26 protein-coding genes are annotated in these 23,871 nt (G+C 61.3%); 15 read left to right on the top strand and 11 right to left on the bottom strand.

What is annotated here, in order from left to right; translation table 11 throughout:
- Window positions 1–88 precede the first annotated feature (88 nt).
- A complete protein-coding gene (locus Q8X51_RS08505) occupies window positions 89–1,399 on the top strand; it encodes an MFS transporter (RefSeq protein ID WP_027608138.1) in 1,311 nt (436 codons plus the stop codon).
- A 36-nt stretch (window positions 1,400–1,435) separates the two neighbouring features.
- Here Q8X51_RS08505 and Q8X51_RS08500 read toward each other — a convergent pair whose 3' ends face one another.
- From Q8X51_RS08500 to trpB, 5 genes are all read right to left on the bottom strand, one after another.
- Window positions 1,436–2,281, bottom strand: a complete 846-nt coding sequence (locus Q8X51_RS08500) for a BBE domain-containing protein (RefSeq protein WP_407693774.1) — start codon at window positions 2,279–2,281, stop codon at window positions 1,436–1,438.
- The gene (locus tag Q8X51_RS08495) at window positions 2,218–3,087 is read right to left on the bottom strand and encodes an FAD-binding protein (protein WP_407693775.1); all 870 of its coding nucleotides are present in this window, start codon (window positions 3,085–3,087) and stop codon (window positions 2,218–2,220) included. The genes Q8X51_RS08500 and Q8X51_RS08495 overlap by 64 nt, the downstream gene beginning before the upstream one ends.
- A 162-nt stretch (window positions 3,088–3,249) precedes the next feature.
- On the bottom strand, window positions 3,250–3,690 hold the full coding sequence (locus Q8X51_RS08490; RefSeq protein WP_027608136.1) for an anti-virulence regulator CigR family protein: 441 nt from the start codon (window positions 3,688–3,690) through the stop codon (window positions 3,250–3,252).
- Window positions 3,691–3,825: 135 nt separating this feature from the next.
- On the bottom strand, window positions 3,826–4,635 hold the full coding sequence (trpA, locus tag Q8X51_RS08485) for a tryptophan synthase subunit alpha (RefSeq protein WP_065926830.1): 810 nt from the start codon (window positions 4,633–4,635) through the stop codon (window positions 3,826–3,828).
- Window positions 4,636–5,862 (bottom strand): tryptophan synthase subunit beta, encoded by a 1,227-nt coding sequence (trpB, locus tag Q8X51_RS08480; RefSeq protein ID WP_027608134.1) that lies wholly within the window; start codon window positions 5,860–5,862, stop codon window positions 4,636–4,638.
- A gap of 111 nt (window positions 5,863–5,973) precedes the next feature.
- Between trpB and Q8X51_RS08475 the strand changes: the two genes are divergently transcribed.
- Window positions 5,974–6,870 (top strand): LysR family transcriptional regulator, encoded by an 897-nt coding sequence (locus tag Q8X51_RS08475; protein ID WP_065926831.1) that lies wholly within the window; start codon window positions 5,974–5,976, stop codon window positions 6,868–6,870.
- An 8-nt stretch (window positions 6,871–6,878) separates the two neighbouring features.
- On the opposite strand, the gene Q8X51_RS08470 is transcribed toward Q8X51_RS08475, so the two are convergent.
- Entirely contained in the window at window positions 6,879–7,205 is a 327-nt protein-coding gene (locus tag Q8X51_RS08470; RefSeq protein ID WP_003170746.1) for a DUF883 family protein, read from the bottom strand.
- A gap of 156 nt (window positions 7,206–7,361) precedes the next feature.
- On the opposite strand from Q8X51_RS08470, the gene Q8X51_RS08465 reads away from it, so the two are divergent.
- Together Q8X51_RS08465 and Q8X51_RS08460 are read left to right on the top strand one after the other, a co-directional pair.
- Window positions 7,362–7,577, top strand: coding sequence for a dodecin (locus Q8X51_RS08465; RefSeq protein ID WP_027608132.1), 216 nt, complete (start codon window positions 7,362–7,364; stop codon window positions 7,575–7,577).
- A 115-nt stretch (window positions 7,578–7,692) separates the two neighbouring features.
- Window positions 7,693–7,917: a DUF1161 domain-containing protein gene (locus tag Q8X51_RS08460; RefSeq protein WP_005783407.1), complete on the top strand. Its 225-nt coding sequence runs from the start codon at window positions 7,693–7,695 to the stop codon at window positions 7,915–7,917.
- A gap of 60 nt (window positions 7,918–7,977) precedes the next feature.
- Here the strand turns inward: Q8X51_RS08460 and Q8X51_RS08455 are convergent, their stop codons facing one another.
- Window positions 7,978–8,979 (bottom strand): LLM class flavin-dependent oxidoreductase, encoded by a 1,002-nt coding sequence (locus Q8X51_RS08455; protein ID WP_021491416.1) that lies wholly within the window; start codon window positions 8,977–8,979, stop codon window positions 7,978–7,980.
- Window positions 8,980–9,194: 215 nt separating this feature from the next.
- Here Q8X51_RS08455 and Q8X51_RS08450 point away from each other — a divergent pair, with 215 nt between their 5' ends.
- Together Q8X51_RS08450 and Q8X51_RS08445 are read left to right on the top strand one after the other, a co-directional pair.
- The gene (locus Q8X51_RS08450) at window positions 9,195–9,626 is read left to right on the top strand and encodes an OsmC family protein (protein ID WP_065926832.1); all 432 of its coding nucleotides are present in this window, start codon (window positions 9,195–9,197) and stop codon (window positions 9,624–9,626) included.
- 146 nt (window positions 9,627–9,772) lie between these two features.
- Window positions 9,773–10,012: a DUF1161 domain-containing protein gene (locus tag Q8X51_RS08445; RefSeq protein ID WP_017734725.1), complete on the top strand. Its 240-nt coding sequence runs from the start codon at window positions 9,773–9,775 to the stop codon at window positions 10,010–10,012.
- Here Q8X51_RS08445 and Q8X51_RS08440 read toward each other — a convergent pair whose 3' ends face one another.
- Complete coding sequence (locus Q8X51_RS08440; RefSeq protein WP_065926833.1) at window positions 10,013–10,435, bottom strand: PA0061/PA0062 family lipoprotein; 423 nt, start codon at window positions 10,433–10,435, stop codon at window positions 10,013–10,015.
- Window positions 10,436–10,545: 110 nt separating this feature from the next.
- On the opposite strand from Q8X51_RS08440, the gene Q8X51_RS08435 reads away from it, so the two are divergent.
- On the top strand, window positions 10,546–11,589 hold the full coding sequence (locus Q8X51_RS08435; RefSeq protein WP_407693776.1) for an aminopeptidase: 1,044 nt from the start codon (window positions 10,546–10,548) through the stop codon (window positions 11,587–11,589).
- Window positions 11,590–11,649: 60 nt separating this feature from the next.
- Here Q8X51_RS08435 and Q8X51_RS08430 read toward each other — a convergent pair whose 3' ends face one another.
- Both Q8X51_RS08430 and Q8X51_RS08425 read right to left on the bottom strand, forming a co-directional pair.
- Window positions 11,650–12,309 (bottom strand): HAD family hydrolase, encoded by a 660-nt coding sequence (locus Q8X51_RS08430; protein ID WP_065926835.1) that lies wholly within the window; start codon window positions 12,307–12,309, stop codon window positions 11,650–11,652.
- Window positions 12,306–12,848, bottom strand: coding sequence for a gamma carbonic anhydrase family protein (locus Q8X51_RS08425; protein ID WP_027608127.1), 543 nt, complete (start codon window positions 12,846–12,848; stop codon window positions 12,306–12,308). The genes Q8X51_RS08430 and Q8X51_RS08425 overlap by 4 nt, the downstream gene beginning before the upstream one ends.
- Window positions 12,849–12,950: 102 nt before the next feature.
- Here Q8X51_RS08425 and prlC point away from each other — a divergent pair, with 102 nt between their 5' ends.
- Window positions 12,951–15,002 (top strand): oligopeptidase A, encoded by a 2,052-nt coding sequence (gene prlC, locus Q8X51_RS08420; RefSeq protein ID WP_065926837.1) that lies wholly within the window; start codon window positions 12,951–12,953, stop codon window positions 15,000–15,002.
- Entirely contained in the window at window positions 14,999–15,271 is a 273-nt protein-coding gene (locus Q8X51_RS08415; RefSeq protein WP_027608125.1) for a YheV family putative zinc ribbon protein, read from the top strand. The genes prlC and Q8X51_RS08415 overlap by 4 nt, the downstream gene beginning before the upstream one ends.
- 25 nt (window positions 15,272–15,296) lie before the next feature.
- On the opposite strand, the gene Q8X51_RS08410 is transcribed toward Q8X51_RS08415, so the two are convergent.
- On the bottom strand, window positions 15,297–15,983 hold the full coding sequence (locus tag Q8X51_RS08410) for a phosphatase domain-containing protein (protein ID WP_065946459.1): 687 nt from the start codon (window positions 15,981–15,983) through the stop codon (window positions 15,297–15,299).
- 279 nt (window positions 15,984–16,262) lie between these two features.
- Here Q8X51_RS08410 and Q8X51_RS08405 point away from each other — a divergent pair, with 279 nt between their 5' ends.
- The 6 genes from Q8X51_RS08405 (at window position 16,263) to Q8X51_RS08380 (ending at window position 23,832) form a co-directional block, all read left to right on the top strand.
- Window positions 16,263–17,015 carry a gluconate 2-dehydrogenase subunit 3 family protein gene (locus tag Q8X51_RS08405; RefSeq protein ID WP_027608123.1) on the top strand — a complete coding sequence of 251 codons (753 nt, stop codon included), beginning with the start codon at window positions 16,263–16,265 and terminating at the stop codon, window positions 17,013–17,015.
- A 14-nt stretch (window positions 17,016–17,029) separates the two neighbouring features.
- Window positions 17,030–18,802, top strand: a complete 1,773-nt coding sequence (locus tag Q8X51_RS08400; RefSeq protein ID WP_407693777.1) for a GMC family oxidoreductase — start codon at window positions 17,030–17,032, stop codon at window positions 18,800–18,802.
- 12 nt (window positions 18,803–18,814) lie between these two features.
- The gene (locus Q8X51_RS08395; protein ID WP_027608121.1) at window positions 18,815–20,113 is read left to right on the top strand and encodes a cytochrome c; all 1,299 of its coding nucleotides are present in this window, start codon (window positions 18,815–18,817) and stop codon (window positions 20,111–20,113) included.
- A 70-nt stretch (window positions 20,114–20,183) separates the two neighbouring features.
- Window positions 20,184–21,242 (top strand): PA0069 family radical SAM protein, encoded by a 1,059-nt coding sequence (locus Q8X51_RS08390; RefSeq protein ID WP_407693778.1) that lies wholly within the window; start codon window positions 20,184–20,186, stop codon window positions 21,240–21,242.
- A gap of 226 nt (window positions 21,243–21,468) precedes the next feature.
- On the top strand, window positions 21,469–22,200 hold the full coding sequence (locus Q8X51_RS08385) for a carbonic anhydrase (protein ID WP_027608119.1): 732 nt from the start codon (window positions 21,469–21,471) through the stop codon (window positions 22,198–22,200).
- A gap of 84 nt (window positions 22,201–22,284) precedes the next feature.
- Window positions 22,285–23,832 (top strand): SulP family inorganic anion transporter, encoded by a 1,548-nt coding sequence (locus Q8X51_RS08380; RefSeq protein WP_065946461.1) that lies wholly within the window; start codon window positions 22,285–22,287, stop codon window positions 23,830–23,832.
- Window positions 23,833–23,871: the final 39 nt, after the last annotated feature.

Raw genomic sequence — 23,871 nt, 5'->3', positions numbered from 1 at the left:
ATGTGGGAGAGGGCTTGCCCCCTCCCACATGTTGATCCGGTTTCTGCAGAAGTCCCTTCCTCAACAAATATAAGAAGAGGCACCTACCATGCAACCTGAATCCTTGAGCGGGCAGGCTTCTTTAGTCACGCCTACCCGAAAGCGCTACTTCATCATGGTGCTGCTGTTTATCACCGTCGTGATCAACTACCTCGACCGCAGCAACCTGTCGATTGCCGCCCCGGCGCTGACCAGCGAACTGGGTATCGACCCGGTACATGTCGGGCTGATTTTCTCCGCGTTCGGCTGGACGTACGCCGCCATGCAGATCCCCGGCGGCTGGCTGGTGGACCGGGTGCCGCCGCGTATCCTCTACACCGCCGCCCTGTTGCTGTGGTCTATCGCCACCGTGATGCTCGGTTTTGCCGCCAGCTTCATTGCGCTGTTTGTGCTGCGCATGGCGGTGGGTGCCCTGGAAGCACCGGCTTACCCCATCAACAGTCGCGTGGTCACCAGCTGGTTCCCCGAGCGTGAGCGCGCCACGGCCATTGGCTTCTACACCTCCGGGCAGTTTGTCGGGCTGGCGTTCCTGACGCCGGTCCTGGCCTGGTTGCAGCACCATTACGGCTGGCACATGGTATTTGTCGTGACCGGTGGCGTGGGCATTCTGTGGGCGGCAATCTGGTATGCCCTGTATCGCGAGCCCCGTGATTTCAAAGGCGTCAACGCCGCTGAAATCGAATTGATCCGCGAAGGTGGCGGGCTGGTGGACTTGAGCGCACAAGCGAGCAAGAGCAAGGCGCCCTTCAGCTGGGTCGACCTGGGCATCGTCCTGAGCAAGCGCAAGTTGTGGGGTATCTACCTGGGGCAGTTCTGCCTGAACTCCACGTTGTGGTTCTTCCTGACCTGGTTCCCGACCTACCTGGTGAAATACCGCGGCATGGACTTCATCAAGTCCGGCATGCTCGCGTCACTGCCCTTCCTCGCGGCTTTCGTCGGCGTGCTGTGTTCGGGGTTGTTTTCCGACTGGCTGATCCGCCGTGGCGCCTCGGTGGGGTTTGCCCGCAAGTTGCCGATCATCAGCGGCCTGTTGATCTCTACGGCGATCATTGGCGCCAACTTCGTCGAATCGACACCGTTGGTCATCGCCTTCCTGGCCCTGGCGTTCTTCGGTAATGGCCTGGCCTCGATCACTTGGTCGCTGGTCTCGACGCTTGCCCCGGCACGTCTGCTGGGACTGACCGGCGGGGTGTTCAACTTCATCGGCAACCTGGCGGCGATTGCCACGCCGATCGTCATCGGTTTCCTGGCCAGTGGCGATTCGTTTGCGCCGGCGATCACCTACATCGCCGTGCTGGCGCTGTTGGGCGCACTCTCCTATGTGCTGCTGGTGGGCAAGGTCGAGCGGATCGAGCTGTAAGCAGTGGGCGGCCTGCGGGCCGCCCGTTGGCCGGGCTCAGGGCACCGACATTTCGTTACGGAACACATTCGAAGGATCCCAGCGTTGCTTGGTTCGGCGCAGGCGGTTCTCGATGATCGTGTTGGGGAAGAAAATTCCATACCACAGAGGGTTCCTGGGGTTAGCGGGATTGCCACCGAGGTGGGTCATGTCCAGGTCGGGGTAGTTGATGTAGCAGCCCTCGAACTCAGGGTCATTGGGAACACCGTTGGTGAATGCAGCGTAATAGAGGCTGCGGATCCAGTCGGCATGGGCGCGGTCGATGGCGTCATCGTCGGCGTGCCAGTAACACTGCGGTTGCCATTTGAGGTACGAGGAGCGTTGCGCGGCTGACGTCTGCGCCAGGATCGGGCCGTCCATCTGGTTGATGCGCCCGCCGAACGACTGGATCTGGATCAGGCTCTGGGTCAGGTATTGCTCGGGGTCCGGCAAGGTCAGCGTCGTCCAGATCGCGTCCAGCACGCGCTGTGTAAACCCGCCTTTCTGATACGCCGATTTATACCGCCCGCGCTGATTGTCACCGGAACCGTTGAGCGATTGGGTGGCGTACAGCCAGTCCAAACGCCTGGCGGCCTCATGGGCACTCTGCAGGGAGTCGACCCAGCGGCCCTTTTGCCCGCCACGTGGCTGATGCGCGACGTGGAACGGCAGGAGCGACTCCGTCGCACCGACACCCACCGCGGTCTGCATGCTGCTGACAAAGTCGTCGAAAGGCGCCAGGTCATCGAGCTTCCCGTCCTTGTCGACGTAGTGGATGCCCAGGGTCACGTTGCCAGTGTTCAGATGACGCATTTCCAGTTTGGTGGCCAGGCCCCAGGTTGCCGGGTCGGCCTGATGGTCCACGAACCAGTTTTGATAGGCGTGCAGCAAACGTTCGAGGGCGGCGCGTGTGAGGTCTGACCAGTCCCATTCCAATGGCAGCCAAAGCACTTCGTCCGGGGCTGGCGGCAGCGTCTTGAAATAGTAACTGGTGATGATGCCGAACTGCCCACCACCGGCGCCGCAACAGGCGGCGAACAGGTCCAGCTCATCAGTGTCGAGGCTGTTACGGGAGACATGGACAGGTTCAAGACCCGAGCCGGGTCCATTGCGACCAGCAAGTCGACGCCGTCCAGCCAGTCGCAGACCAGCCCGTATTTACGCGACAACAACCCATAGCCGCCGCCGCAGATATGCCCGCCCAGTCCCACCGAATAGCAGGATCCACTGGGCAGCGCCTTGCCTGCCAATTTGTACAGCGCGACGCTGGTGTCCCAGTTCTGGCAGCCGGGCTCCAGGCGGAATGCATAGCGATGGGGCGAAGCGGGTACCAGCACTGAGCTGATCAGGCCGTTGGGGTCGTAGGCCAATTGGTTGATCTGGCCGATGTCCAGGATCGACAACACCTCGCCTGGCGCATCCGGCATCTTGTTAGAGACAAATCCTTCATAGCAATGCCCGCCGCTGCGCACCGTGATACGGCCATTGGGCACAGCCAGGGCCTGGGCGGCTGCGTCGATGATGTCTCGTGGGGTGTGGCAGAGGTAGATCTGGCTGGCGCCGTTGGATGAAGACTCGCCCTGGACGTTGCCCAATGGCCAGCGCAGGTTGAAACCCTTTTGCAACGTGGAATGACGACGGTCCGAGGGGGTGATGAGATCAAATGCCATGATGGACTCCTAGGAGACGATAATGACTTCTGATGCAGCTAACTTAACGACCGGCAACGCAAGAAGGCGTGACTTGCAGAGGTGGTTAGACGGCAATAGGCACGAAGTGTGTTGAGGGGGTGTGTTCCCCCTCAAGCCTAGCCTATATGGAAAAAGCCCGGATCAGTTCAGCACGCCGTCCAGAATTTCATAGACGATACCGGTACCCACCGCGATCAACACCACATCCGGCCCCGAACGGCGCCACTCATAACCCGGGTACACCGGCAGGCGCGCCAGCGCACGGTTGTCCAGGCGCTCGCCGTAATAGCCGCGCGGCAGGGGCTGGCCGCGCACCAGGCGCACATTCGGCGGCGGCGGTGCGCCACGGGAGAACTGGCCGTGGTTATCGTGAATGATCTGGCGTACCGGGCCGAAGTCCTGGGGCGGGCCTCCGCGACGGTTGTCCTGCGGGCCGCGATGGTCGTCGCCCCGTTGCTCGTGCTGGCCCTGCGGGCCGCCACGGTCGTCACCCCGCTGGTCAGGCGGCGCGGCTTGCACCAGGGCGCTGGCGCCAAGCACCAGCACACCAAGACCTGCAATCACGGATTTGGGCATTTTCATCGGGTATTCCTCAGGGCACACATACAAAAAAGGGATCTCGAACGCGGTTCGAAATCCCTTGGTCTTGCTGTTTAGGCCGTGATTGCGCGCGTTGATTCCTCTGTATCAGGAACTTTACCTCTCGCTACATGGCGCTTACTTACGGGCGTTGCGCACACCTTCCGACAGCGCCGCGCACAGGCTCAATACGCCATCGATTGCTTGTTGATCGTTACTGGCATTGGCGATGTGATCGATCAGGGCCGAGCCCACCACCACGCCATCGGCCAGGCGCGCGATGGCGGCCGCCTGTTCCGGTGTGCGGATACCAAAACCGATGCTGATCGGCAGGTCGGTATGCCGACGCAGGCGGGTCACGGCTTCCTCGACGTGTTCCAGGGTCGCGGCGCCGGCGCCTGTCACACCGGCCACGGATACGTAGTACACGAACCCGGAACTGCCGTTGAGCACGGTCGGCAGGCGCACGTCATCGGTGGTCGGCGTGGTCAGGCGAATAAAGTCGATACCCGCAGCCTGGGCCGGGTCGCACAGCTCGCCGTTATGCTCGGGCGGCATGTCGACCACGATCAGGCCGTCGACGCCGGCCTCTTTGGCGTCAGCGATGAACTTAGGCACGCCGTATTTGTGGATCGGGTTGAAGTAGCCCATCAACACCAGCGGGGTGTCGTTGTTGTCCTTGCGGAACTCTCGCACCATCTGCAGGGTTTTCAGCAGGTTCTGCTTGGCTTCCAGTGCGCGGATGTTGGCCAGTTGGATGGCCGGGCCGTCGGCCATCGGGTCGGTGAAGGGCATGCCCAACTCGATCACATCGGCGCCCGCAGCGGGCAAGCCCTTGAGGATCGCCAGCGAGGTGTCATAACCCGGGTCACCGGCCGTGACGAAGGTCACCAGGGCGGCGCGGTTTTGTTCCTTGAGTTGCGCAAAGCGGGTTTGCAGGCGGCTCATTTAGTGTTTCTCCTGCTGAGACTGTTCCATGTGGTGCATCACGGTCTGCATGTCTTTATCGCCACGGCCGGACAGGTTGACCACCATCAGGTGATCCTTCGGCAGGGTCGGTGCGCGCTTGAACACTTCGGCCAGGGCATGGGCGCTTTCCAGGGCAGGAATGATCCCTTCCAGGCGGCAGCATTTGTGGAACGCGTCCAAGGCTTCATCGTCGGTCACCGAGGTGTACTGGACGCGGCCGATATCGTGCAACCAGGCGTGTTCCGGGCCGATGCCGGGGTAGTCGAGGCCGGCGGAAATCGAGTGGGCGTCGATGATCTGGCCGTCGTCGTCCTGCAGCAGGAAGGTACGGTTGCCGTGCAGCACGCCCGGTACGCCACCGTTGAGGCTGGCGGCGTGCTTGCCGGTCTCGATGCCGTGGCCGGCGGCTTCAACGCCGATGATCTCGACGCTGGTGTCGTCCAGGAATGGGTGGAACAGGCCCATGGCGTTGGAGCCACCGCCGATGCATGCCACCAGGCTGTCCGGCAGGCGGCCTTCCTGGGCTTGCAGCTGGGTGCGGGTTTCCTTGCCGATCACGGCCTGGAAGTCGCGCACCATCGCCGGGTACGGGTGCGGGCCGGCCACGGTGCCGATCAGGTAGAAGGTGTCGTCGACGTTGGTCACCCAGTCGCGCAGGGCTTCGTTCATGGCGTCCTTGAGGGTGCCGGTGCCGGCGACCACCGGGATCACTTCAGCGCCCAAAAGCTTCATGCGGAACACGTTGGCCTGTTGGCGCTCGATGTCGGTGGTGCCCATGTAGATCACGCACTGCAGGCCGAAACGCGCGGCCACGGTGGCGGTCGCCACACCGTGCATACCGGCGCCGGTCTCGGCGATGATGCGTTTCTTGCCCATGCGCCGCGCCAGCAGGATCTGGCCGATGCAGTTGTTGATCTTGTGCGCGCCGGTGTGGTTCAGCTCTTCGCGCTTGAGGTAGATCTTGGCGCCGCCGCAGAACTCGGTCAGGCGCTCGGCGAAATACAGCGGGCTGGGGCGGCCGACGTAGTCGCGCTGGAAGTAGGCCAACTCTTCGTTGAACGCCGGATCGATCTTGGCCGCTTCGTATTCGCGGGCCAGGTCGAGGATCAACGGCATCAGGGTTTCGGCGACGTAGCGGCCGCCAAACGCGCCAAACAGGCCGTTGGCATCAGGGCCGTTGCGCAGATCGGTCTGGGACTGAGTCATGGGACGCTCCAGGTAGGAATTCTGTATGGGAAGCAATGACGGCCACTCTACCCCTCACATCCGGCGCTGAAAACCGATAAGATCGCTGTAACCTGTCAGGAAAACTCACAGATGAGCCGCGACCTCCCGCCCCTCAATGCCCTGCGCGCATTTGAAGCCACTGCCCGCCTCAACAGCGTCAGCCAGGCTGCCGAGCAATTGCACGTGACCCACGGTGCGGTCAGCCGCCAGTTGAAAGTGCTGGAGGAGCATTTAGGTGTCAGCCTGTTCATCAAGGACGGGCGCGGCCTTAAACTCACAGATGCAGGTGTGCGGTTACGAGATGCCAGCGCGGAGGCGTTCGAGCGCTTGCGGGACGTGTGCGCCGAACTCACCCAGGCCAGCGCCGACGCGCCTTTCGTGCTCGGCTGCTCAGGCAGTCTGCTGGCGCGTTGGTTGATCCCGCGCCTGGGACGCTTGAATGCCGACCTGCCGGACCTGCGCCTGCACCTGTCGGCGGGCGACGGCGACCTTGACCCCCGACGCCCCGGTCTCGATGCCCTGCTGGTCTTCGCCGAACCGCCGTGGCCGGCGGATATGCAGGTATATGAACTGGCGAGCGAGCGTATCGGCCCGGTGATGAGCCCGCGTTTTGCCGGCTACCAGCGCCTGCGCCAGGCGCCGCCGCACGCCTTGTGTGGCGAAGCTTTATTGCACACCACGTCCCGTCCGCAAGCCTGGCCCAGTTGGGCGCAGCAGCACGGCATCGAGCCCGGCGCGTTGAAACACGGCCAGGGTTTTGAGCATTTGTATTATTTGCTGGAGGCGGCGGTTGCAGGGTTGGGCGTGGCGATTGCGCCAGAACCGCTGGTAGCAGAGGACCTGCGTGCGGGTCGCCTGGTGGCGCCGTGGGGTTTCAGTGAAACCCCGGCGCACCTGGCGTTGTGGCTACCCAAGCGCGCCGCAGACGGGCGCGCGGGTCAATTGGCGCACTGGCTCAAGGCTGAGCTGGCGCGCCAGCCGGTGTAGCCGGTCAATCAGTCACCGCGTTTGCACAGCAGGTAAGCCGCCAGCAGGCCCAGTGCGCCAACGGCGACGCCGGCGGTGGTCCATGGGTGCTCTTGTGCGTAGTCCCGGGTGGCAACACCGGTTTCGCGGATTTTGACTTTGCTTTCTTCGTAGGCATCGCTGATCAGGTGACGGGAATGCTTGAGGGCATTCTCGGCATTGCTTTTCAGGGCCTTCAGGGTTTTGCGCGACTCATCCGACGCATCGTCCTTGAGGCTCTCAAGGGACTTGAGCAGGCTCGAAATCTCGGCTTCCATGCTTTCCAGCGACGCTTTGCGTAAAGAAGTGTTGGCCATGTGAATTCTCCTGAAGTGATTGAGTGGCGTGTGTAGATACCGACTCCAGCGTTTTCAGAAAGTGCAGTAAATCTGAACTTTCGGGTAGGAACGGTCGCCAGAAGCAGTATGAACAATGACTGCTAGGCTTTATTGACGACCCTCAGGAGAAACACCATGTCTGATCATCACACCTACAAGAAAGTCGAATTGGTAGGTTCATCCACCACCAGCATCGAAGACGCAATCAACAATGCCCTGGCCGAAGCCAACAAGAGCATCAAGCACTTGGAGTGGTTTGAGGTGACGGAGACCCGTGGTCATATCAAGGACGGCAAGGTCGCCCACTATCAGGTCACGCTCAAGGTGGGGTTTCGAATTGCCAGTAGTTGATCGCGTCGGTTGAACTTGCCGGCTGGCCGATTGCCATAACCTGCGCTACAAACAATGGGTGCCGATGCCTGCAGCGTCGGCACGCTCGTTTCAATCAGCGCAAGGAAAGTGACGGATGAAGAAGTTCCTGTTAGCGGTAGGTTTGTTGAGCATTGCGGGCACAGCCCTGGCGGCGGGCAAGCCTTGTGAAGAGCTGAAAAGTGAAATTGCAGCGAAAATCGACGCCAAGGGCGCTTCGGGTTATTCGCTGGAAGTCGTGGATAAAGGCGCCTCGACCGACGCTAAAGTGGTTGGCACCTGTGAGGGTGGTACCAAGGAAATCGTCTACAAGCGCGGTTAATCCCGTGTGGCAGGCTTGAAACCGACGCACAGGTGCGTCGGTTTTTTTTCGCCTGGGGGTTTAGCCCTTCATCAACTGCGCCAGCAGCTCGTAGGAATGAATCCGATCGGCGTGCTCGTACAGGTCGCAGGTGAAGATCAATTCGTCGGCGCCGGTCTGTTCGATCAGTACTTCCAGCTTGGCACGGATCTTCGCCGGGCTGCCCACCATTGCCAGTCCGAGGAAACTGCCGACGGCGTCTTTTTCATGGGGCAGCCACAGGCCGTCCATGGTTTTCACCGGTGGGCGCTGCACCAGGCTTTGCCCGCGCATCAAGGCAAGGATGCGCTGGTACACCGAGGTGGCCAGGTAGTCGGCCTGCTCATCGGTGTCGGCGGCAACCAATGGAATGCCGAGCATCACGTAAGGCTTGTCCAGCACGGCCGAGGGCTTGAAGTGGTTGCGGTACACGCGAATCGCCTCGTGCATCAAACGCGGTGCGAAATGGGAGGCGAAGGCGTAGGGCAAACCGCGTTCGCCCGCCAGTTGCGCGCTGAACAGGCTGGAACCCAGCAGCCATACCGGTACGTTGGTGCCGGTGCCGGGCACCGCAATCACCCGTTGGTCCGGTGTGCGTGGGCCGAGGTAGGCCATCAGCTCGGCCACGTCTTCCGGGAAGTCATCCGCGCTGCCGGAGCGTTCACGGCGCAGGGCGCGAGCGGTCATCTGGTCGGAGCCGGGTGCGCGGCCCAGGCCCAGGTCGATACGTCCGGGGTAGAGGCTTTCCAGGGTGCCGAACTGCTCGGCGATCACCAGCGGTGCATGGTTGGGCAGCATCACGCCGCCGGAGCCGACGCGAATCGTCGAGGTACCGCCGGCCAAGTAACCCAGCAATACCGAGGTGGCCGAGCTGGCGATGCCATCCATATTGTGGTGTTCCGCCACCCAGAAACGGTTGTAGCCGAACTTTTCCACATGCTGGGCCAAATCCAGGGAATTGCGCAACGACTGCGCCGGGCTGCCGTTGGCGCGCACCGGCACCAGGTCGAGGGTCGAGAACTTTACGTCGGACAGCGATTTCATAAGCCTGCTTCTCCAATGGGGGCGCAGGCTTCTTAGACGAACCAAAACCTGCCGCTTCATGTGCATGTCCTATGCAATGAGGGCATATACCCGAGATTCAATAGCAGCAATGAAATTTCCTACTTAATTGCTAGGTTTCTCTTACAACTGAACTTTGCCGGCGCGTCTATCCTCAGAACCTTACCGACGCAAAACCACCGTTCGAGGAGAAAGCTATGAGTATCGTTAAAAAGGCATCCGCGCATTGGGAAGGTGATCTGAAGACTGGCCTGGGCTCCATTTCCACCGAAACCGGCGTGCTGCGCGAAGCGCCCTACGGCTTTAAGGCCCGTTTCGAAGGCGGCAAGGGTACCAATCCTGAAGAACTGATTGGCGCGGCCCACGCCGGCTGTTTCTCCATGGCTTTTTCCATGATTCTCGGCGACGCCGGGCTCAAGGCTGACAGCATCGACACCCAGGCCGAAGTGACCTTGGACCAGGTCGATGGCGGCTTCGCGATCACCGCCGTGCACTTGGTGCTCAAGGCCAAGATTCCAGGTGCCAGCCAGGCGCAGTTCGATGAATTGAGCAAGAAGGCCAAGGAAGGGTGCCCGGTGTCCAAGGTGCTGAATGCGAAGATCAGCCTGGATGCCACGCTGGTCAACTGACACTGCAGGTCCAGTGTGGGAGGGGGCCAGCCCCCTCCCACATTTTGTTCTGCGTTAAATCAGAACTCGTGTTTCCCGAATGTGGTCCTATAGCCTATGCAGCCTTAGGCGCACACCCGTGCGCATGCATTCAGGGAGCTTCACACATGAAACGTTTTGCTTTGGCGATCATTTGCGGTGTGTTGGCCACATCGGCTGTGGCCGCACCAAAAGACTGCGAAGAGCTCAGGAAAGAGATTGAGGTCAAGATCCAGGCGAACGCAGTTCCGTCCTACACCTTGGAAATTGTCAGCAAGGAAGAGGCTGACAAGCACGACGTCGCCATGGTCGTCGGCAGCTGTGAGAACGGTACCAAAGCCATCATCTATCAGAAGAACAACGATTGATCAGAGACAGTTGACGCTGCGTTCTTCCGCCAGCAATTGGCGAGCGGCGTTATACAGCCGGATATTCGGCGTGAAGGCCAATGAGCGCCCTTCCAGGCGATAGCGTTGGCCAGCCTCGAAATGGTCGTACTGCAGAGTGATGAAACAGGTGCGGTCGGCCGTTTGCCCAAAGCCATTGAGGCTGCCGCCGGTCGGCACCTCGAAATCAAAGCGCACCATCAACTCGTGACTGCCCGGTGAAACCTGGAAGTAGCGTCCGTCCGGCAGGTTCTTACCATCCAGGCGCTGCGCCATCACCAGCTTGGCTCCCGGCGTTGGCGTAGCGAAATCGACCCAGGCCTGATGCGGATCGACCGGCGGCAGGGGGGTCGAAGCGCAGGCGCTGAGCAACAGGGCGACGACGGGAAGCAGGAGCTGGCGCATGGCAGGTACTCAACGCAAGGAGAGCTTTGAGTATAAACACGCCACGCCGTGGAAAAATCCCCTTCAGGCGCGATAGTCTGGCGAACACATCACCCAGGAGCGGTCGGGGCATGGTCAGGCGTTTTCTTCCAGGGTTGATAGTCGTGCTGCTCAGTGGCTGCTCCAGCGTCAGTTACTACAGCCAATTGGCAGGTGGTCAGTGGCAGCTGTTGCGAGCCCGGGAGCCGGTTGCCGAGGTCATCGCCGATCCGTCGCGGCCGCAGGGGCTGCGTGATCATCTGGCTCAAGCACAGAAAGCTCGAACCTTCGCCAGCGAACACCTGAATCTGCCTGACAACCAAAGTTACCGGCTGTATGCCGATATCGGCCGACCTTATGTGGTCTGGAATGTCTTCGCCACGCAGGAATTTTCCCTGGCGCCTCAAACCCATTGCTTCCCCATTGCCGGTTGCGTGGCCTATCGCGGCTATTACAGCCAGGGCGCGGCACGGGGTGAGGCGGCGTTGTTGCGCCAGCAAGGCATGGACGTATCGATAGGTGGCGTCGAAGCCTATTCCACCCTGGGTTGGTTCAACGACCCGATCATGAATTCGATGATGAACTGGGGCGACGAACGCCTGGCCACGCTGATCTTCCATGAGCTGGCGCACCAGCGGTTCTACGTGCAGGACGACACCGAATTCAACGAGTCGTTTGCCAGCTTCGTCGAGCAGGAAGGCACCCGCCAGTGGCGCGCGGCCCAGGGCCTGGCGCCGCTTGGCAGCTCGACGCGGCAGCAGCGGGACCAATTTACCCAGTTGATCCTCGATACACGTAAGCGCCTGGAAAAACTCTACGTGCAACTGCTGTCCGTCGAGGCGATGCGCCAGGCCAAGGCGGCCGAATTCGAGGCGTTGCGCCGTGAGTACCGGCAGATGCGCGATAGCCAATGGGGCGGGGACAAGCGTTATGACGTCTGGATGAACCTGCCGATGAACAATGCGCGGTTGTTGCCGTTCGGGCTGTATGACCGGTGGGTGCCGGCGTTTGCGGCGTTGTTCAGGCAGGAAGGCGGGGATTGGCGCAAGTTTTACGCCGCAGTGGAGAAGATGGGCGAGTTGCCGGTGGGGCAGCGCAAGGCTGCGTTGAGGCGGTTGGAAGGTACTGATCGGTAGAGCCTCATCGGCGGGCAAGCCGCTCCCAATGTGGGAGGAGGCTTGCCCCCGATGGCGGCCTCAGGGCCGCATCAAAAACGCCTGATGCATCTGCGCCAACGTCTCGAAATGCCAGGTCGGCGCTTCGGCGTTCAACTCTTCGAAACTGCCAAACCCATAACCGACGGCCGCCGAATCCACGCCATTGCTGCGCGCCCCTATCAGGTCGTGCTTACGATCACCGATCATCAAGGTAGTGGCCGGATCCAGGCCTTCTTCGCGGAGCACATGCGCAATCAACTCAACCTTGTTGGTGCGTGTCCCGTCCAGTTCACTGCCGTAGATCACCTTGAAGTGCCTGGCAAAATCGAAATGCCGCGCGATCTCGCGGGCAAACACCCAGGGCTTGGATGTGGCGACGTACAACTGGCGGCCCTGTTTGTCCAGGTCTTCGAGCAGCGGCATCACGCCCTCGAATACGCGGTTTTCATACAGCCCGGTGACCTTGAAGCGCTCGCGGTAGAAATTCACCGCCTCCCAGGCCTTGGCCTCATCGAAGTCGTAGAACTGCATGAAGGCTTGCAGCAACGGCGGGCCGATGAAGTGTTCGAGTTGGGTCAGGTCGGGTTCGTCGATGCCCAGTTTGCCAAGGGCGTACTGGATCGAGCGGGTGATACCCTCGCGTGGGTCGGTGAGGGTGCCATCCAGGTCGAACAGGACGGTTTGGTAAGGGAGGGTCATTGGTCGAATCCTTCAGCCAGGTGCAGGTCTTTGAGCTTCACGTAGTTGGCGGCGCTGTAGGTGAAAAAGGCGCGTTCCTTGTCAGTCAGCGGGCGGATTTGTTTAACCGGGCTGCCCACATACAAAAAACCACTGTCGAGTTTCTTGCCCGGTGGCACCAGGCTGCCGGCGCCGATGATGACGTCGTCTTCCACCACGGCGCCGTCCATCACGATGCTGCCCATGCCGATCAAAATCCGGTTGCCCACCGTGCAGCCGTGCAGCATGACCTTGTGGGCGATGGTCACGTCATCGCCGATCAGCAGCGGGAAACCGTCAGGATTGAACGGTCCGGCATGGGTAATGTGCAGCACGCAGCCGTCCTGCACGCTGGTGCGCGCGCCGATACGGATGCGGTGCATGTCGCCGCGAATCACGGTCAGCGGCCAGACCGAGCTGTCGGTGCCGATTTCGACATCGCCGATCACCACCGCCGAAATATCGACAAAAGCCCCGGCGCCCAGGGTTGGCGTGTGGTTCTGATAGGTGCGAAGGGTCACGATAGCCTCTCTCTTATGTGCTGATAGCTGCGGTGGGCGTTGATTGTAATTAAGATGGCCCCATCTTTGTTCTTACATGTTTCTTCAGCCAAGGTGCCAACCGTGAGCGCGAACAACCCTCTTCTGCAGTCCTACGACCTGCCGCCGTTCTCGGCGATCCGTGCCGAGCACGTGCAACCGGCCATCGAACAGATCCTCGCCGACAACCGTGTTGCCATCGAAGGCATCCTGCAAAGCCAGGGTAAAAATCCGACATGGGCCGGCCTGGTGCTGGCCATGGACGAATTGAATGATCGCCTGGGCGCCGCCTGGAGCCCGGTCAGCCACCTCAACGCCGTGTGCAACAGCGCCGAGCTGCGCGAAGCCTACGAGGCGTGCCTGCCGGCGTTGAGTGCCTACTCCACCGAGATGGGCCAGAACCGCGCGCTGTTCCAAGCCTTCGAAGCCCTGGCCAACAGCCCGGAAGCCGCCGGTTTCGACGTGGCGCAAAAAACTATTCTTGAACACTCCCTGCGCGACTTCCGCCTCTCGGGTATCGACTTGCCGCCTGAGCAGCAAAAACGTTATGCCGAAGTGCAGAGCAAGCTTTCCGAGCTGGGCAGCAAATTCTCCAACCAACTGCTGGACGCCACCCAGGCGTGGACCAAGCACGTCACCGAGGAAGCCACCCTCGCCGGCCTGACCGATTCGGCCAAGGCGCAGATGGCCGCTGCCGCGCAGGCCAAAGGCCTCGACGGTTGGCTGATCACCCTGGAGTTTCCGAGCTACTACGCGGTCATGACCTACGCCCAGGACCGCGCCCTGCGCGAAGAAATCTACGCGGCCTACTGCACCCGTGCGTCAGACCAAGGTCCGAATGCCGGTCAGAACGATAACGGCCCGGTGATGGAACAGATCCTCGATCTGCGTCAGGAACTGGCCAAGCTCCTGGGTTACGCCTCGTTCTCCGAGCTGAGCCTGGCCACCAAGATGGCCGAGTCCAGCGACCAGGTGTTGAGCTTCCTGCGTGACCTGGCCAAGCGCAGCAAGCCGTTCGCTGCCCAGGACCTGCAACAGCTCAAGGCCTACGCCGCCGAACAAGGCTGCGCCGACCTGCAAAGCTGGGACAGCGGTTTCTACGGCGAAAAGCTGCGTGAGCAACGCTACAGCGTGTCCCAGGAAGCCCTGCGCGCCTACTTCCCGATCGACAAGGTGCTGGGCGGCCTGTTCGCCATCGTGCAGCGTTTGTACGGCATCGAGATTGCCGAGCAAAAAGGCTTCGACACCTGGCACCCGGATGTTCGCCTGTTTGAAATCAAGGAAAACGGCCAGCACGTCGGGCGTTTTTTCTTCGACCTGTACGCCCGCGCCAACAAGCGTGGCGGTGCCTGGATGGACGGCGCGCGCGACCGTCGTCGCACCATCGACGGTGTGCTGCAAAGCCCGGTGGCGAACCTGGTGTGCAACTTCACCCCGGCCGACAGCGGTAAGCCTGCCCTGCTGACCCACGATGAAGTGACCACCCTGTTCCACGAATTCGGCCATGGCCTGCATCACCTGCTGACCCGCGTCGAGCATGCCGGCGTGTCCGGTATCAATGGCGTGGCGTGGGATGCGGTGGAGTTGCCAAGCCAGTTCATGGAGAACTGGTGCTGGGAGCCGGAAGGCCTGGCGCTGATCTCCGGTCATTATGAAAGCGGCGAGCCACTGCCCCAGGACCTGCTGGAAAAAATGCTCGCGGCGAAGAACTTCCAGTCCGGCCTGATGATGGTGCGCCAGTTGGAGTTCTCGCTGTTCGATTTCGAATTGCATGCCACCCATGGCGATGGCCGCAGCGTGGCCCAGGTGCTCGAAGGCGTGCGCGATGAGGTGTCGGTGATGCGTCCTCCGGCCTACAACCGTTTCCCCAACAGCTTTGCGCACATCTTCGCTGGCGGTTATGCCGCGGGCTACTACAGCTACAAATGGGCCGAAGTGCTGTCGGCGGATGCCTTCTCCAAATTCGAAGAAGACGGCGTGCTCAACGCAGAGACCGGCCGTGCATTCCGTGAGGCGATCCTGGCGCGCGGCGGCTCCCAGGCGCCGATGGTGCTGTTCGTCGACTTCCGCGGACGTGCCCCGTCGATTGACGCACTCTTGCGCCACAGCGGCCTGAGTGAGGACGCAGCAGCATGAGTGAAGGGCCTGTGATTACCAAAAAGCAATTTATCGCCGGGGCGGTCTGCCCGGCGTGCAGCGAACCGGACAAGTTGAAGATGTGGACCGAGGACAGCGTGCCGCATCGTGAGTGCGTGGCCTGCGGGTACACCGATACGCTGAATGATCAAGGTCTGTCGGTGCCCAAGGAATTGGGCACGCGGGTCAATACATCGGCGTTGAAAGCGCCGGACCCGAAGGTGCAGGCGGTGCAGTTCTTTCCTAACCCGAAGCTGAAGAAAGACTGACTCGTCTACCCCCTGGGAGTGCGTCTCAGGGGGTGACCAGCAGTGCGGTTTTTTCCTCGGCGGGCTCGTGATCCTTGTTCGCCGGGTTCAGCCAGCTGTTCATTGAGCACAGGGCAAAGGCGCTGGTGCTGCAATCGCCATTCGCCAAGGCTGTGCGCAACTTGTCGATATCGGCCCTCATCATGTAGCGAACGCCGTCCTTGAAGCCGTTACTGGTGCCGAAACCGCCCAAGGTCATCTCGTTCAGCGCATCCTCCTTGCTCCATCCCTGGATCACCACGCGATACATCGCCGCCATCAGGCCGGTGCGGTCAGAGCCGTGCTTGCAGTGCATCAGCACCGGGCCGTCAGCTTCCGCTTCCTTGATCGCCCTGAGTGCCGCCAGCACGTCAGAGTCATCCACATGGTTGGTGCGATAACTCAACTGAACCTGACGGATGCCTGGCGCCTTCAGCCAGTTGCTATCGGACTCGGGCAGGAAGTTGATCACGGTCCCGATCTTGAGCTGTTCCAGCAACGGCGCTGCCTTGCTATCCGGCAATGCGCTGCGATAGAGCGTGGGCGTCATTTGATGCAGGTTGTAGCGGTCGCCCACTGGCTGGGCCCATTCTGGAGAACGCAGGGACGTAGCGTCATCGGCCCGAACAAAAGCTGTGGTGAACAGTGCCATGAACGCGAGGCCCAGGGCCGGCAACCAATGATGCTTGTACATGGGCGACGTCACCCTATAGGTAGGGAGTGGTTGATAGCGCCCAGAGTCGGTCACGGCGGGTCAAGGAGGTGTGAGGTGTGCGTCAAAGAATCGTGAATCCTCAATCTTTAGTCGCTGAAGCGATTCTCTAGATGCTTAGGCTGCTATCATTTGTAACTATTGTTTGCGCGCTGCGCTCTATCCACTTGGATCGCCTGGATCCAATTCGCCGCCCGACAAAAGCCAAGCCACTCCCTAGAAGCGGCTGATAAACCCGTGACCACATGATGAGGTGCCACCATGTCTGATCAAGATCAAGACAACCCCCGGCGTGACTTTCTACGCAAATCCTTGACCTTGATCCCGGTGGTCACGGTTGCCAGCACCGGCCTTGGCGGTTCGATGCTGATGGCGACGCCTGCGCCGGTCGAGGCTGCGCCAGCCAAGCCTGCGGCCAGCGAAAAAGCCTACGAGCCAAGCTATTTCACTGCCGAGGAATGGGCGTTTATCAACGCTGCCGTCGAGCGTCTGATCCCGGCCGATGCCCAAGGCCCCGGCGCCCTGGAAGCTGGCGCGCCGGAGTACATCGACCGGCAGATGAACACGCCTTACGCCAGCGGTGCCCTGTGGTTCATGCAAGGCCCGTTTAATGCCGATGCGCCGCCGGAGATGGGCTGGCAGAGCAAATTGGTGCCCAAGGACATCTATCGCCTGGGTATTGCCGCGACGGATGCCTGGTCGAAGGCGTTCAACGGCAAAGTTTTTGCTGCGCAAGACAGCGCTACCCGAGACGATATGTTGCGGCGCCTGGAGGCGGGCGGCAGTGAGGTCACGGCACATTTTGACGCGGTGCCGCCGAAGATGTTCTTCAACCTGCTGCTGCAAAACACCAAGGAAGGCTTCTTCTGCGACCCGATCCATGGTGGCAACAAAGGCATGGTCGGCTGGACCATGATTGGCTTCCCCGGCGCCCGCGCCGATTTCATGGACTGGGTGGAACGCAACGAGCAGTACCCCTTCCCGGCAGTATCCATCCGCGGCGAGAGGGCATAAACGTGGCGATCATCATGAAGAAAGTGGATGCGGTGATTGTCGGCTTCGGCTGGACCGGCGCGATCATGGCCAAGGAGCTGACGGAAGCCGGGCTGAACGTGGTAGCGCTGGAGCGCGGCCCGATGCAGGACACTTACCCGGACGGCAACTATCCCCAGGTCATCGACGAACTGACCTACAGCGTGCGTAAAAAACTCTTCCAGGACATCTCCAAGGAGACGGTGACGATTCGCCATAGCGTGAATGACGTTGCCTTGCCTAACCGTCAGCTCGGCGCGTTTTTGCCGGGTAACGGCGTGGGCGGTGCGGGCTTGCACTGGTCGGGCGTGCATTTCCGTGTCGATCCGATTGAACTGCGCATGCGCAGCCATTACGAGGAACGCTACGGCAAGCATTTCATTCCCAAGGACATGACCATCCAGGACTTCGGCGTGAGCTACGAAGAGCTGGAGCCGTTTTTCGACTATGCGGAAAAAGTCTTCGGCACCTCAGGCCAGGCCTGGACCGTGAAAGGCCAGGTGGTGGGTGAAGGTCGTGGCGGCAACCCCTATGCGCCGGACCGTTCCAACCCGTTTCCGTTGGAAGCGCAAAAGAACACAGTCTCCGCACAGCTGTTTCAGAAAGCCGCCGCCAGCGTCGGGTACAAGCCCTACAACCTGCCGTCAGCCAATACCTCGGGACCTTACACCAACCCCTACGGCGCGCAGATGGGCCCGTGCAACTTCTGCGGTTTTTGCAGCGGCTACGTGTGCTACATGTACTCCAAGGCCTCGCCGAACGTGAACATCCTGCCGGCGCTGCGCCAGGTGCCGAATTTCGAGCTGCGGCCCAACTCCCACGTGCTCAAGGTCAATCTGGACAGCACCAAGAGCAAGGCCACCGGCGTGACCTATATCGACGCCCAGGGCCGAGAGTGCGAACAACCGGCAGACCTGGTGATCCTCGGCGCGTTCCAGTTCCACAACGTGCGGTTGATGCTGCTGTCGGGCATCGGCAAGCCTTACGACCCGATGACCAATGAGGGTGTGGTGGGCAGGAACTTTGCCTACCAGAACATGGCCACCATCAAGGCGTTCTTCGACAAGGACACCCATACCAACAACTTTATCGGTGCCGGCGGCAATGGCGTGGCCATCGATGACTTCAACACCGACAACTTCGATCACGGGCCCCATGGCTTTGTGGGCGGTTCGCCGATGTGGGTCAACCAGGCCGGCAGCCGGCCGATTGCCGGTACGTCCAACCCGCCCGGCACTCCGGCCTGGGGCAGTGCCTGGAAGCGCGCCACCGCCGATTACTACACCCACCAGGTGTCGATGGATGCTCACGGTGCCCATCAATCCTACCGGGGTAACTACCTGGATCTGGACCCTGTCTACCGTGATGCCTACGGCCTGCCGTTGCTGCGCATGACGTTCGACTGGCAGGAAAACGACATCAAGATGAACCGCTTCATGGTTGAGAAAATGGGCAAGGTCGCCGAAGCGATGAACCCCAAGGCGATAGCCGTGCTGGGCAAAAAAGTCGGTGAGCACTTCAACACCGCGTCCTACCAGACCACCCACCTCAACGGTGGCGCGATCATGGGGACCGACCCGAAGACCAGTGCGCTGAACCGCTACTTGCAGTGCTGGGATGTGCACAACGTGTTTGTCCCCGGCGCATCCGCTTTCCCACAGGGCTTGGGCTACAACCCTACCGGCCTGGTGGCGGCATTGACTTACTGGTCGGCCCGGGCGATCCGCGAGCAGTACCTGAAAAACCCCGGCCCGCTGGTTCAGGCATAAGGAGCGATGACCATGAAAGCATTTGTTATCGCGACGTTTGCCCTGCTCAGCAGCTGCTCGATCAGTGCCGCCGAAACCGACCTGATCAAGCAGGGCGAATACCTGGCCCGCGCCGGCGACTGCGTGGCCTGCCACACCGCCAAGGGCGGCAAACCGTTCGCCGGTGGCCTGCCGATGGAAACCCCCATCGGTGTGATCTATTCCACCAACATCACCCCGGACAAGACCGGCCTGGGCGACTACAGCTTCGAGGACTTCGACAAGGCCGTGCGTCACGGTGTCGCCAAGAGTGGTAGTACGCTTTACCCGGCGATGCCCTACCCGTCCTATGCGCGTGTCAGCGAAAGCGATATGCAGGCGTTGTATGCGTACTTCATGAAGGGCGTGGAACCGGTCGCCCAGGTGAACAAGGACAGCGACATTCCGTGGCCGTTGAGCATGCGTTGGCCGCTGGCGGCGTGGCGCTGGATGTTTGCCCCTGAGGTGGTGGATAAGCCTGTCGTGGCCGACGCAGACCCGGTGATCAGCCGTGGCGCCTATCTGGTGGAAGGCCTTGGCCACTGTGGCGCGTGCCATACACCACGCGCCCTGACCATGCAGGAAAAAGCCCTGAGCGCGACTGACGGCAAGGCCTTCCTGTCCGGCAGCGCGCCACTGGAAGGCTGGATCGCCAAGAGCCTGCGCGGTGACCACAAGGACGGCCTCGGCAGTTGGAGCGAGGCGCAGCTGGTGCAATTCCTCAAGACCGGTCGCAGTGATCGCAGCGCGGTATTTGGTGGTATGAGCGACGTGGTCGTGCATAGCATGCAGTACATGTCCCAGGACGACCTGACCGCTATCGCCCGTTACCTCAAGAGCCTGCCGGCGGTGGACCCGCAGGACCAGCCGCACCAGTATGACAAGCAGGTGGCCGAGGCGCTGTGGAAGGGCGATGACAGCAAGCCCGGCGCCTCGGTGTACATCGACAACTGCGCGGCCTGCCACCGTACCGATGGCCATGGTTACACGCGGGTGTTCCCGGCGTTGGCGGGCAACCCGGTGGTGCAGACTGCGGACGCCACGTCGTTGATCAACATCGTGTTGAACGGCGGCACGTTGCCGGCCACTCACACGGCGCCGTCGACCTTTACCATGCCGGCGTTCGCCTGGCGCCTGTCGGACCAGGAAGTGGCGGATGTGGTCAGTTTCATCCGTGGCAGTTGGGGTAACCAGGGTGCCGCAGTGAAAGCCAGTGACGTGGCCGACCTGCGCAAGAACGACATGCGCACCACCTCGGGCGATGACCTGGGGCAGGTCACACAAAAGCACTGACCGCCAGACGGCACTGGTCAGGAACCTCGCGCCTCTATACTGTATATAAAAACAGTATCGAGGCGCTTTCATGTCTACTCCGCTGCCGCCCCGTGGTCGGGGCACGGCCACCAACCTGCATAACCGCTTTGCGCCCACCGTCAGCGTGGCGGAGGACGACGGCTGGTACCAGGAAGTGCCGCCGACCCAGGGCACCGAAGTGCGCATCGAAACGGCCAAGACCATCATCACCCGCAACAACTCTCCGGACCTGCCGTTCGACCGCTCCATCAATCCCTATCGTGGCTGCGAACATGGCTGCATTTACTGTTATGCACGGCCCAGTCATGCCTATTGGGACATGTCACCGGGGCTGGATTTCGAAACCAGGCTGATCGCCAAGAGCAATGCGGCCGACGTGCTGGAACAGCAGTTGTCGAAGCCGGGCTATGTGTGTGCACCGATCAACCTGGGTTCCAACACCGACCCGTACCAGCCTATCGAGCGTGAGTACAGGATCACCCGGCAAACCCTCGAAGTGCTGCTGCGCTATCGGCACCCGGTCACCATCATCACCAAGGGCTCGTTGATCCTGCGCGACCTGGACCTGCTGGCGAAGCTGGCCAGGCAACGCCTTGTGGCGGTGATGATCAGCCTCACCAGCCTGGATGATGAGCTCAAGCGCATCCTGGAGCCGCGCACCGCCGCGCCCAAGGCACGGTTGCGGGCCATACGGGTGATGCGCGAGGCGGGCATCCCGGTGGGCGTGCTGTGCTCGCCGATGATCCCGATGATCAACGACAGCGAGTTGGAAAGCCTGCTTACCGAAGCCCATGCCGCCGGTGCGCAGAGTGCGGCGTACATGATGTTGCGCCTGCCGCTGGAGGTGGCGCCGCTGTTCGAGGAGTGGCTGGCGGCGCATTACCCGCAGCGTGCGGCCCATGTGATGAGCCTGGTGCGCCAGGTGCGCGGTGGTGAGGTCTACGACAGCCGGTTCGGTGTCCGCATGCGGGGCGAGGGGCCGTTTGCCGACCTGCTGGCCCAGCGCTTCAGCAAGGCGATCAAACGCCTGGGGCTCGATCGCAGAGAAGGCTTCAATCTGGATTGCACGGCGTTCTGTCCACCGGGCAGACAGATGGCATTGTTGTAGACTGAAAAGGCAGAATGCACCGTTCCTGTAGGAATAGTCGCGTTTTGACATCACTGAAACCCGCGATCTAGAGCGGTTCATTCAGTTTGAGTTAAGTTTCGGTGGTTACCTTGTTCAGCGAGTGACTGATGAGTCGGCAGTCTGGTTGGTGGCTTTTACAACTATTTCACTGGCCTGGCGTCGAACTGACCTGAAAACTCCCCTGCATTAATCAAGAGGATGAATCATGAGTGACAAGGATAAACAGCCGTTGGCTGCGTCGGCTTCAGCCCCTCAGGTGGCAGAGTCTGCCGATGCAGCGCTAAAACACATCGTTGACGGCTTTTTGCATTTCCATCACGACGTCTTCCCTCAGCAGGAAGAACTCTTCAAGAAACTCGCCACGGCCCAGAGCCCGCGGGCGATGTTCATTACCTGCGCCGACTCGCGCATCGTGCCTGAGCTGATTACCCAAAGCTCTCCCGGCGACCTGTTCGTGACCCGCAACGTCGGTAACGTCGTGCCGCCTTATGGGCAGATGAACGGCGGTGTTTCCACTGCCATCGAGTACGCAGTACTGGCCCTGGGCGTGCAGCACATCATCGTGTGCGGGCACTCCGATTGTGGCGCCATGCGCGCGGTCCTCAACCCCGCCAGCCTGGAGAAGATGCCAACGGTAAGGGCCTGGCTGCGGCACGCCGAAGTCGCCAAGTCCATGGTCGAGGACAATTGCGACTGTGCCAACGAAGGCGAGAGCATGAAAGTGCTCACCGAAGAAAACGTCATCGCCCAACTGCAGCATTTGCGCACCCATCCTTCGGTGGCGTCGCGCATGGCCAACGGTCAGCTGTTTATTCACGGCTGGATCTACAACATCGAGACCAGTGAAATTCGAGCCTACGATGCTGATCAGTCGGCATTCCGACCGTTAAGCGGCGAAGGGCCGATTCCTTCCGCGACGCCTAAAGCGCGCTTCTAAACACTTCCCTGCCGGGTAAAGCGGTGGCTGCCATGGATGCAGCCAGGCTTTGCCGCGCCCGGCGAATACCTCGGGAGAGCCATCATGCGTGCTGCTCAATTGAAAGCTGTATTGCCACGGGAGCTGCTCGCCTCCGTGGTTGTGTTTCTGGTCGCCCTGCCCCTGTGCATGGGGATCGCCATCGCGTCCGGCATGCCGCCGGCCAAGGGCCTGATCACCGGGATTATCGGTGGCCTGGTGGTGGGCTGGTTGGCGGGCTCGCCGCTGCAGGTCAGCGGCCCGGCGGCGGGGCTGGCGGTATTGGTGTTCGAGCTGGTGCGCCAGCATGGGATGCTGATGCTCGGGCCGATCCTGCTGCTGGCCGGCTTCCTGCAACTGGTGGCCGGGCGCCTGCGCCTGGGCTGCTGGTTCCGCGTCACGGCGCCGGCAGTGGTGTACGGGATGCTGGCGGGGATCGGCGTATTGATTGTGCTATCGCAGATCCATGTGATGCTCGACGGTGCGCCCAAGCCCTCCGGGCTGGATAACCTGGCGGGCTTCCCCGCCGCGCTGGTGCAGGCGATTCCTACCTTGGGCGGCGGACTGGGTTGGCAGGCCGGATTGCTCGGTTTGTCGACGATGCTGGTGATGTACCTGTGGGATAAATTCCGTCCGCAAACCCTGCGTTTCGTGCCCGGAGCCCTGTTGGGCGTGGGCCTGGCAACGGTGACCAGCCTGGTGCTGGCGCTGCAGGTCAAGCGTGTGGAAGTCCCGGAGAACCTCGCCGACGCCATCGATTGGCTGCGTCCCAGCGACCTGTTGAACCTGGCTGACCCTCAGTTGTTGATCGCTGCGTTTGCGGTGGCGTTTATCGCCAGTGCCGAAACCTTGCTCTCTGCGGCAGCGGTCGACCGCATGCACAGCGGCCAGCGTTCCGATTTCGATAAGGAATTGTCCGCCCAAGGCGTGGGCAACATGTTGTGCGGCCTGGTGGGTGCCCTGCCGATGACCGGTGTGATCGTGCGCAGCTCGGCCAACGTGCAGGCCGGTGCCACCACGCGGTTGTCAGCCATGTTCCATGGCGTATGGCTGTTGGGGTTCGTACTGTTGCTGTCGAGCGTGCTGCAAAGCATTCCTGTGGCAAGCCTGGCGGGTGTGTTGGTGTACACCGGGATCAAGCTGGTGGACATCAAGGCCTTCAAGGCCCTCGGTCGTTATGGGCGTATGCCGATGTTTACCTACGCGGCCACGGCGTTGGCGATCATTTTCACCGACCTGCTGACCGGTGTGCTGGTGGGCTTCGGGCTCACACTGGTCAAGCTGGCGCTCAAGGCCTCGCGCCTGAAAGTCAGTCTGATCGACCTGCCCCCGGAGGGGGAAATGGAGCTGCGTTTGACCGGTGCGGCGACTTTCCTGAAAGTGCCGGCGTTGACCCGGGTGCTGGCGACGGTGCCTCCGGGCACGACTGTGCACGTACCGCTGAGTAACCTGAGTTATATCGACCATTCCTGCCTGGAGTTGCTGGAGGAATGGGACCGGGCGAATGCGGCCAAGGGCTCGAGGCTGGTGATCGAGGCGCGTGGGTTGAAGCGCAGGCTCGAAGGCCGGGTCAGGATGACGACAGGGATCGGCTCGGCGCCCTCAGTCGGCTGAGGGAGTGGGATCAACATGTGGGAGGGGGCTTGCCCCCTC

Source organism: Pseudomonas sp. Yb2C2, assembly GCF_052112325.1.
Classification (GTDB): Bacteria; Pseudomonadota; Gammaproteobacteria; order Pseudomonadales; family Pseudomonadaceae; genus Aquipseudomonas; species Aquipseudomonas marginalis.
The sequence above is the reverse complement of the archived record's forward strand: the minus strand, read 5'-3'. Positions and strand labels throughout refer to the sequence as shown.

What these genes read in the sequence shown, in the direction of transcription:
- Q8X51_RS08460 (WP_005783407.1), top strand. Translation starts at nt 7,693, where the DNA reads ATGAAGAAGTTCCTGTTAGCGGTAGGTTTGTTGAGCATTGCGGGCACA.
- Q8X51_RS08490 (WP_027608136.1), bottom strand. Translation starts at nt 3,690, where the DNA reads ATGAAAATGCCCAAATCCGTGATTGCAGGTCTTGGTGTGCTGGTGCTT.
- Q8X51_RS08455 (WP_021491416.1), bottom strand. Translation starts at nt 8,979, where the DNA reads ATGAAATCGCTGTCCGACGTAAAGTTCTCGACCCTCGACCTGGTGCCG.
- Q8X51_RS08445 (WP_017734725.1), top strand. Translation starts at nt 9,773, where the DNA reads ATGAAACGTTTTGCTTTGGCGATCATTTGCGGTGTGTTGGCCACATCG.
- Q8X51_RS08450 (WP_065926832.1), top strand. Translation starts at nt 9,195, where the DNA reads ATGAGTATCGTTAAAAAGGCATCCGCGCATTGGGAAGGTGATCTGAAG.
- Q8X51_RS08470 (WP_003170746.1), bottom strand. Translation starts at nt 7,205, where the DNA reads ATGGCCAACACTTCTTTACGCAAAGCGTCGCTGGAAAGCATGGAAGCC.
- Q8X51_RS08395 (WP_027608121.1), top strand. Translation starts at nt 18,815, where the DNA reads ATGAAAGCATTTGTTATCGCGACGTTTGCCCTGCTCAGCAGCTGCTCG.
- Q8X51_RS08380 (WP_065946461.1), top strand. Translation starts at nt 22,285, where the DNA reads ATGCGTGCTGCTCAATTGAAAGCTGTATTGCCACGGGAGCTGCTCGCC.
- trpB (WP_027608134.1), bottom strand. Translation starts at nt 5,862, where the DNA reads ATGACTCAGTCCCAGACCGATCTGCGCAACGGCCCTGATGCCAACGGC.
- Q8X51_RS08410 (WP_065946459.1), bottom strand. Translation starts at nt 15,983, where the DNA reads ATGTACAAGCATCATTGGTTGCCGGCCCTGGGCCTCGCGTTCATGGCA.
- trpA (WP_065926830.1), bottom strand. Translation starts at nt 4,635, where the DNA reads ATGAGCCGCCTGCAAACCCGCTTTGCGCAACTCAAGGAACAAAACCGC.
- Q8X51_RS08390 (WP_407693778.1), top strand. Translation starts at nt 20,184, where the DNA reads ATGTCTACTCCGCTGCCGCCCCGTGGTCGGGGCACGGCCACCAACCTG.
- Q8X51_RS08440 (WP_065926833.1), bottom strand. Translation starts at nt 10,435, where the DNA reads ATGCGCCAGCTCCTGCTTCCCGTCGTCGCCCTGTTGCTCAGCGCCTGC.
- Q8X51_RS08505 (WP_027608138.1), top strand. Translation starts at nt 89, where the DNA reads ATGCAACCTGAATCCTTGAGCGGGCAGGCTTCTTTAGTCACGCCTACC.
- Q8X51_RS08475 (WP_065926831.1), top strand. Translation starts at nt 5,974, where the DNA reads ATGAGCCGCGACCTCCCGCCCCTCAATGCCCTGCGCGCATTTGAAGCC.
- Q8X51_RS08430 (WP_065926835.1), bottom strand. Translation starts at nt 12,309, where the DNA reads ATGACCCTCCCTTACCAAACCGTCCTGTTCGACCTGGATGGCACCCTC.
- Q8X51_RS08495 (WP_407693775.1), bottom strand. Translation starts at nt 3,087, where the DNA reads ATGGCATTTGATCTCATCACCCCCTCGGACCGTCGTCATTCCACGTTG.
- Q8X51_RS08465 (WP_027608132.1), top strand. Translation starts at nt 7,362, where the DNA reads ATGTCTGATCATCACACCTACAAGAAAGTCGAATTGGTAGGTTCATCC.
- Q8X51_RS08385 (WP_027608119.1), top strand. Translation starts at nt 21,469, where the DNA reads ATGAGTGACAAGGATAAACAGCCGTTGGCTGCGTCGGCTTCAGCCCCT.
- Q8X51_RS08435 (WP_407693776.1), top strand. Translation starts at nt 10,546, where the DNA reads ATGGTCAGGCGTTTTCTTCCAGGGTTGATAGTCGTGCTGCTCAGTGGC.
- Q8X51_RS08400 (WP_407693777.1), top strand. Translation starts at nt 17,030, where the DNA reads ATGAAGAAAGTGGATGCGGTGATTGTCGGCTTCGGCTGGACCGGCGCG.
- Q8X51_RS08405 (WP_027608123.1), top strand. Translation starts at nt 16,263, where the DNA reads ATGTCTGATCAAGATCAAGACAACCCCCGGCGTGACTTTCTACGCAAA.
- Q8X51_RS08415 (WP_027608125.1), top strand. Translation starts at nt 14,999, where the DNA reads ATGAGTGAAGGGCCTGTGATTACCAAAAAGCAATTTATCGCCGGGGCG.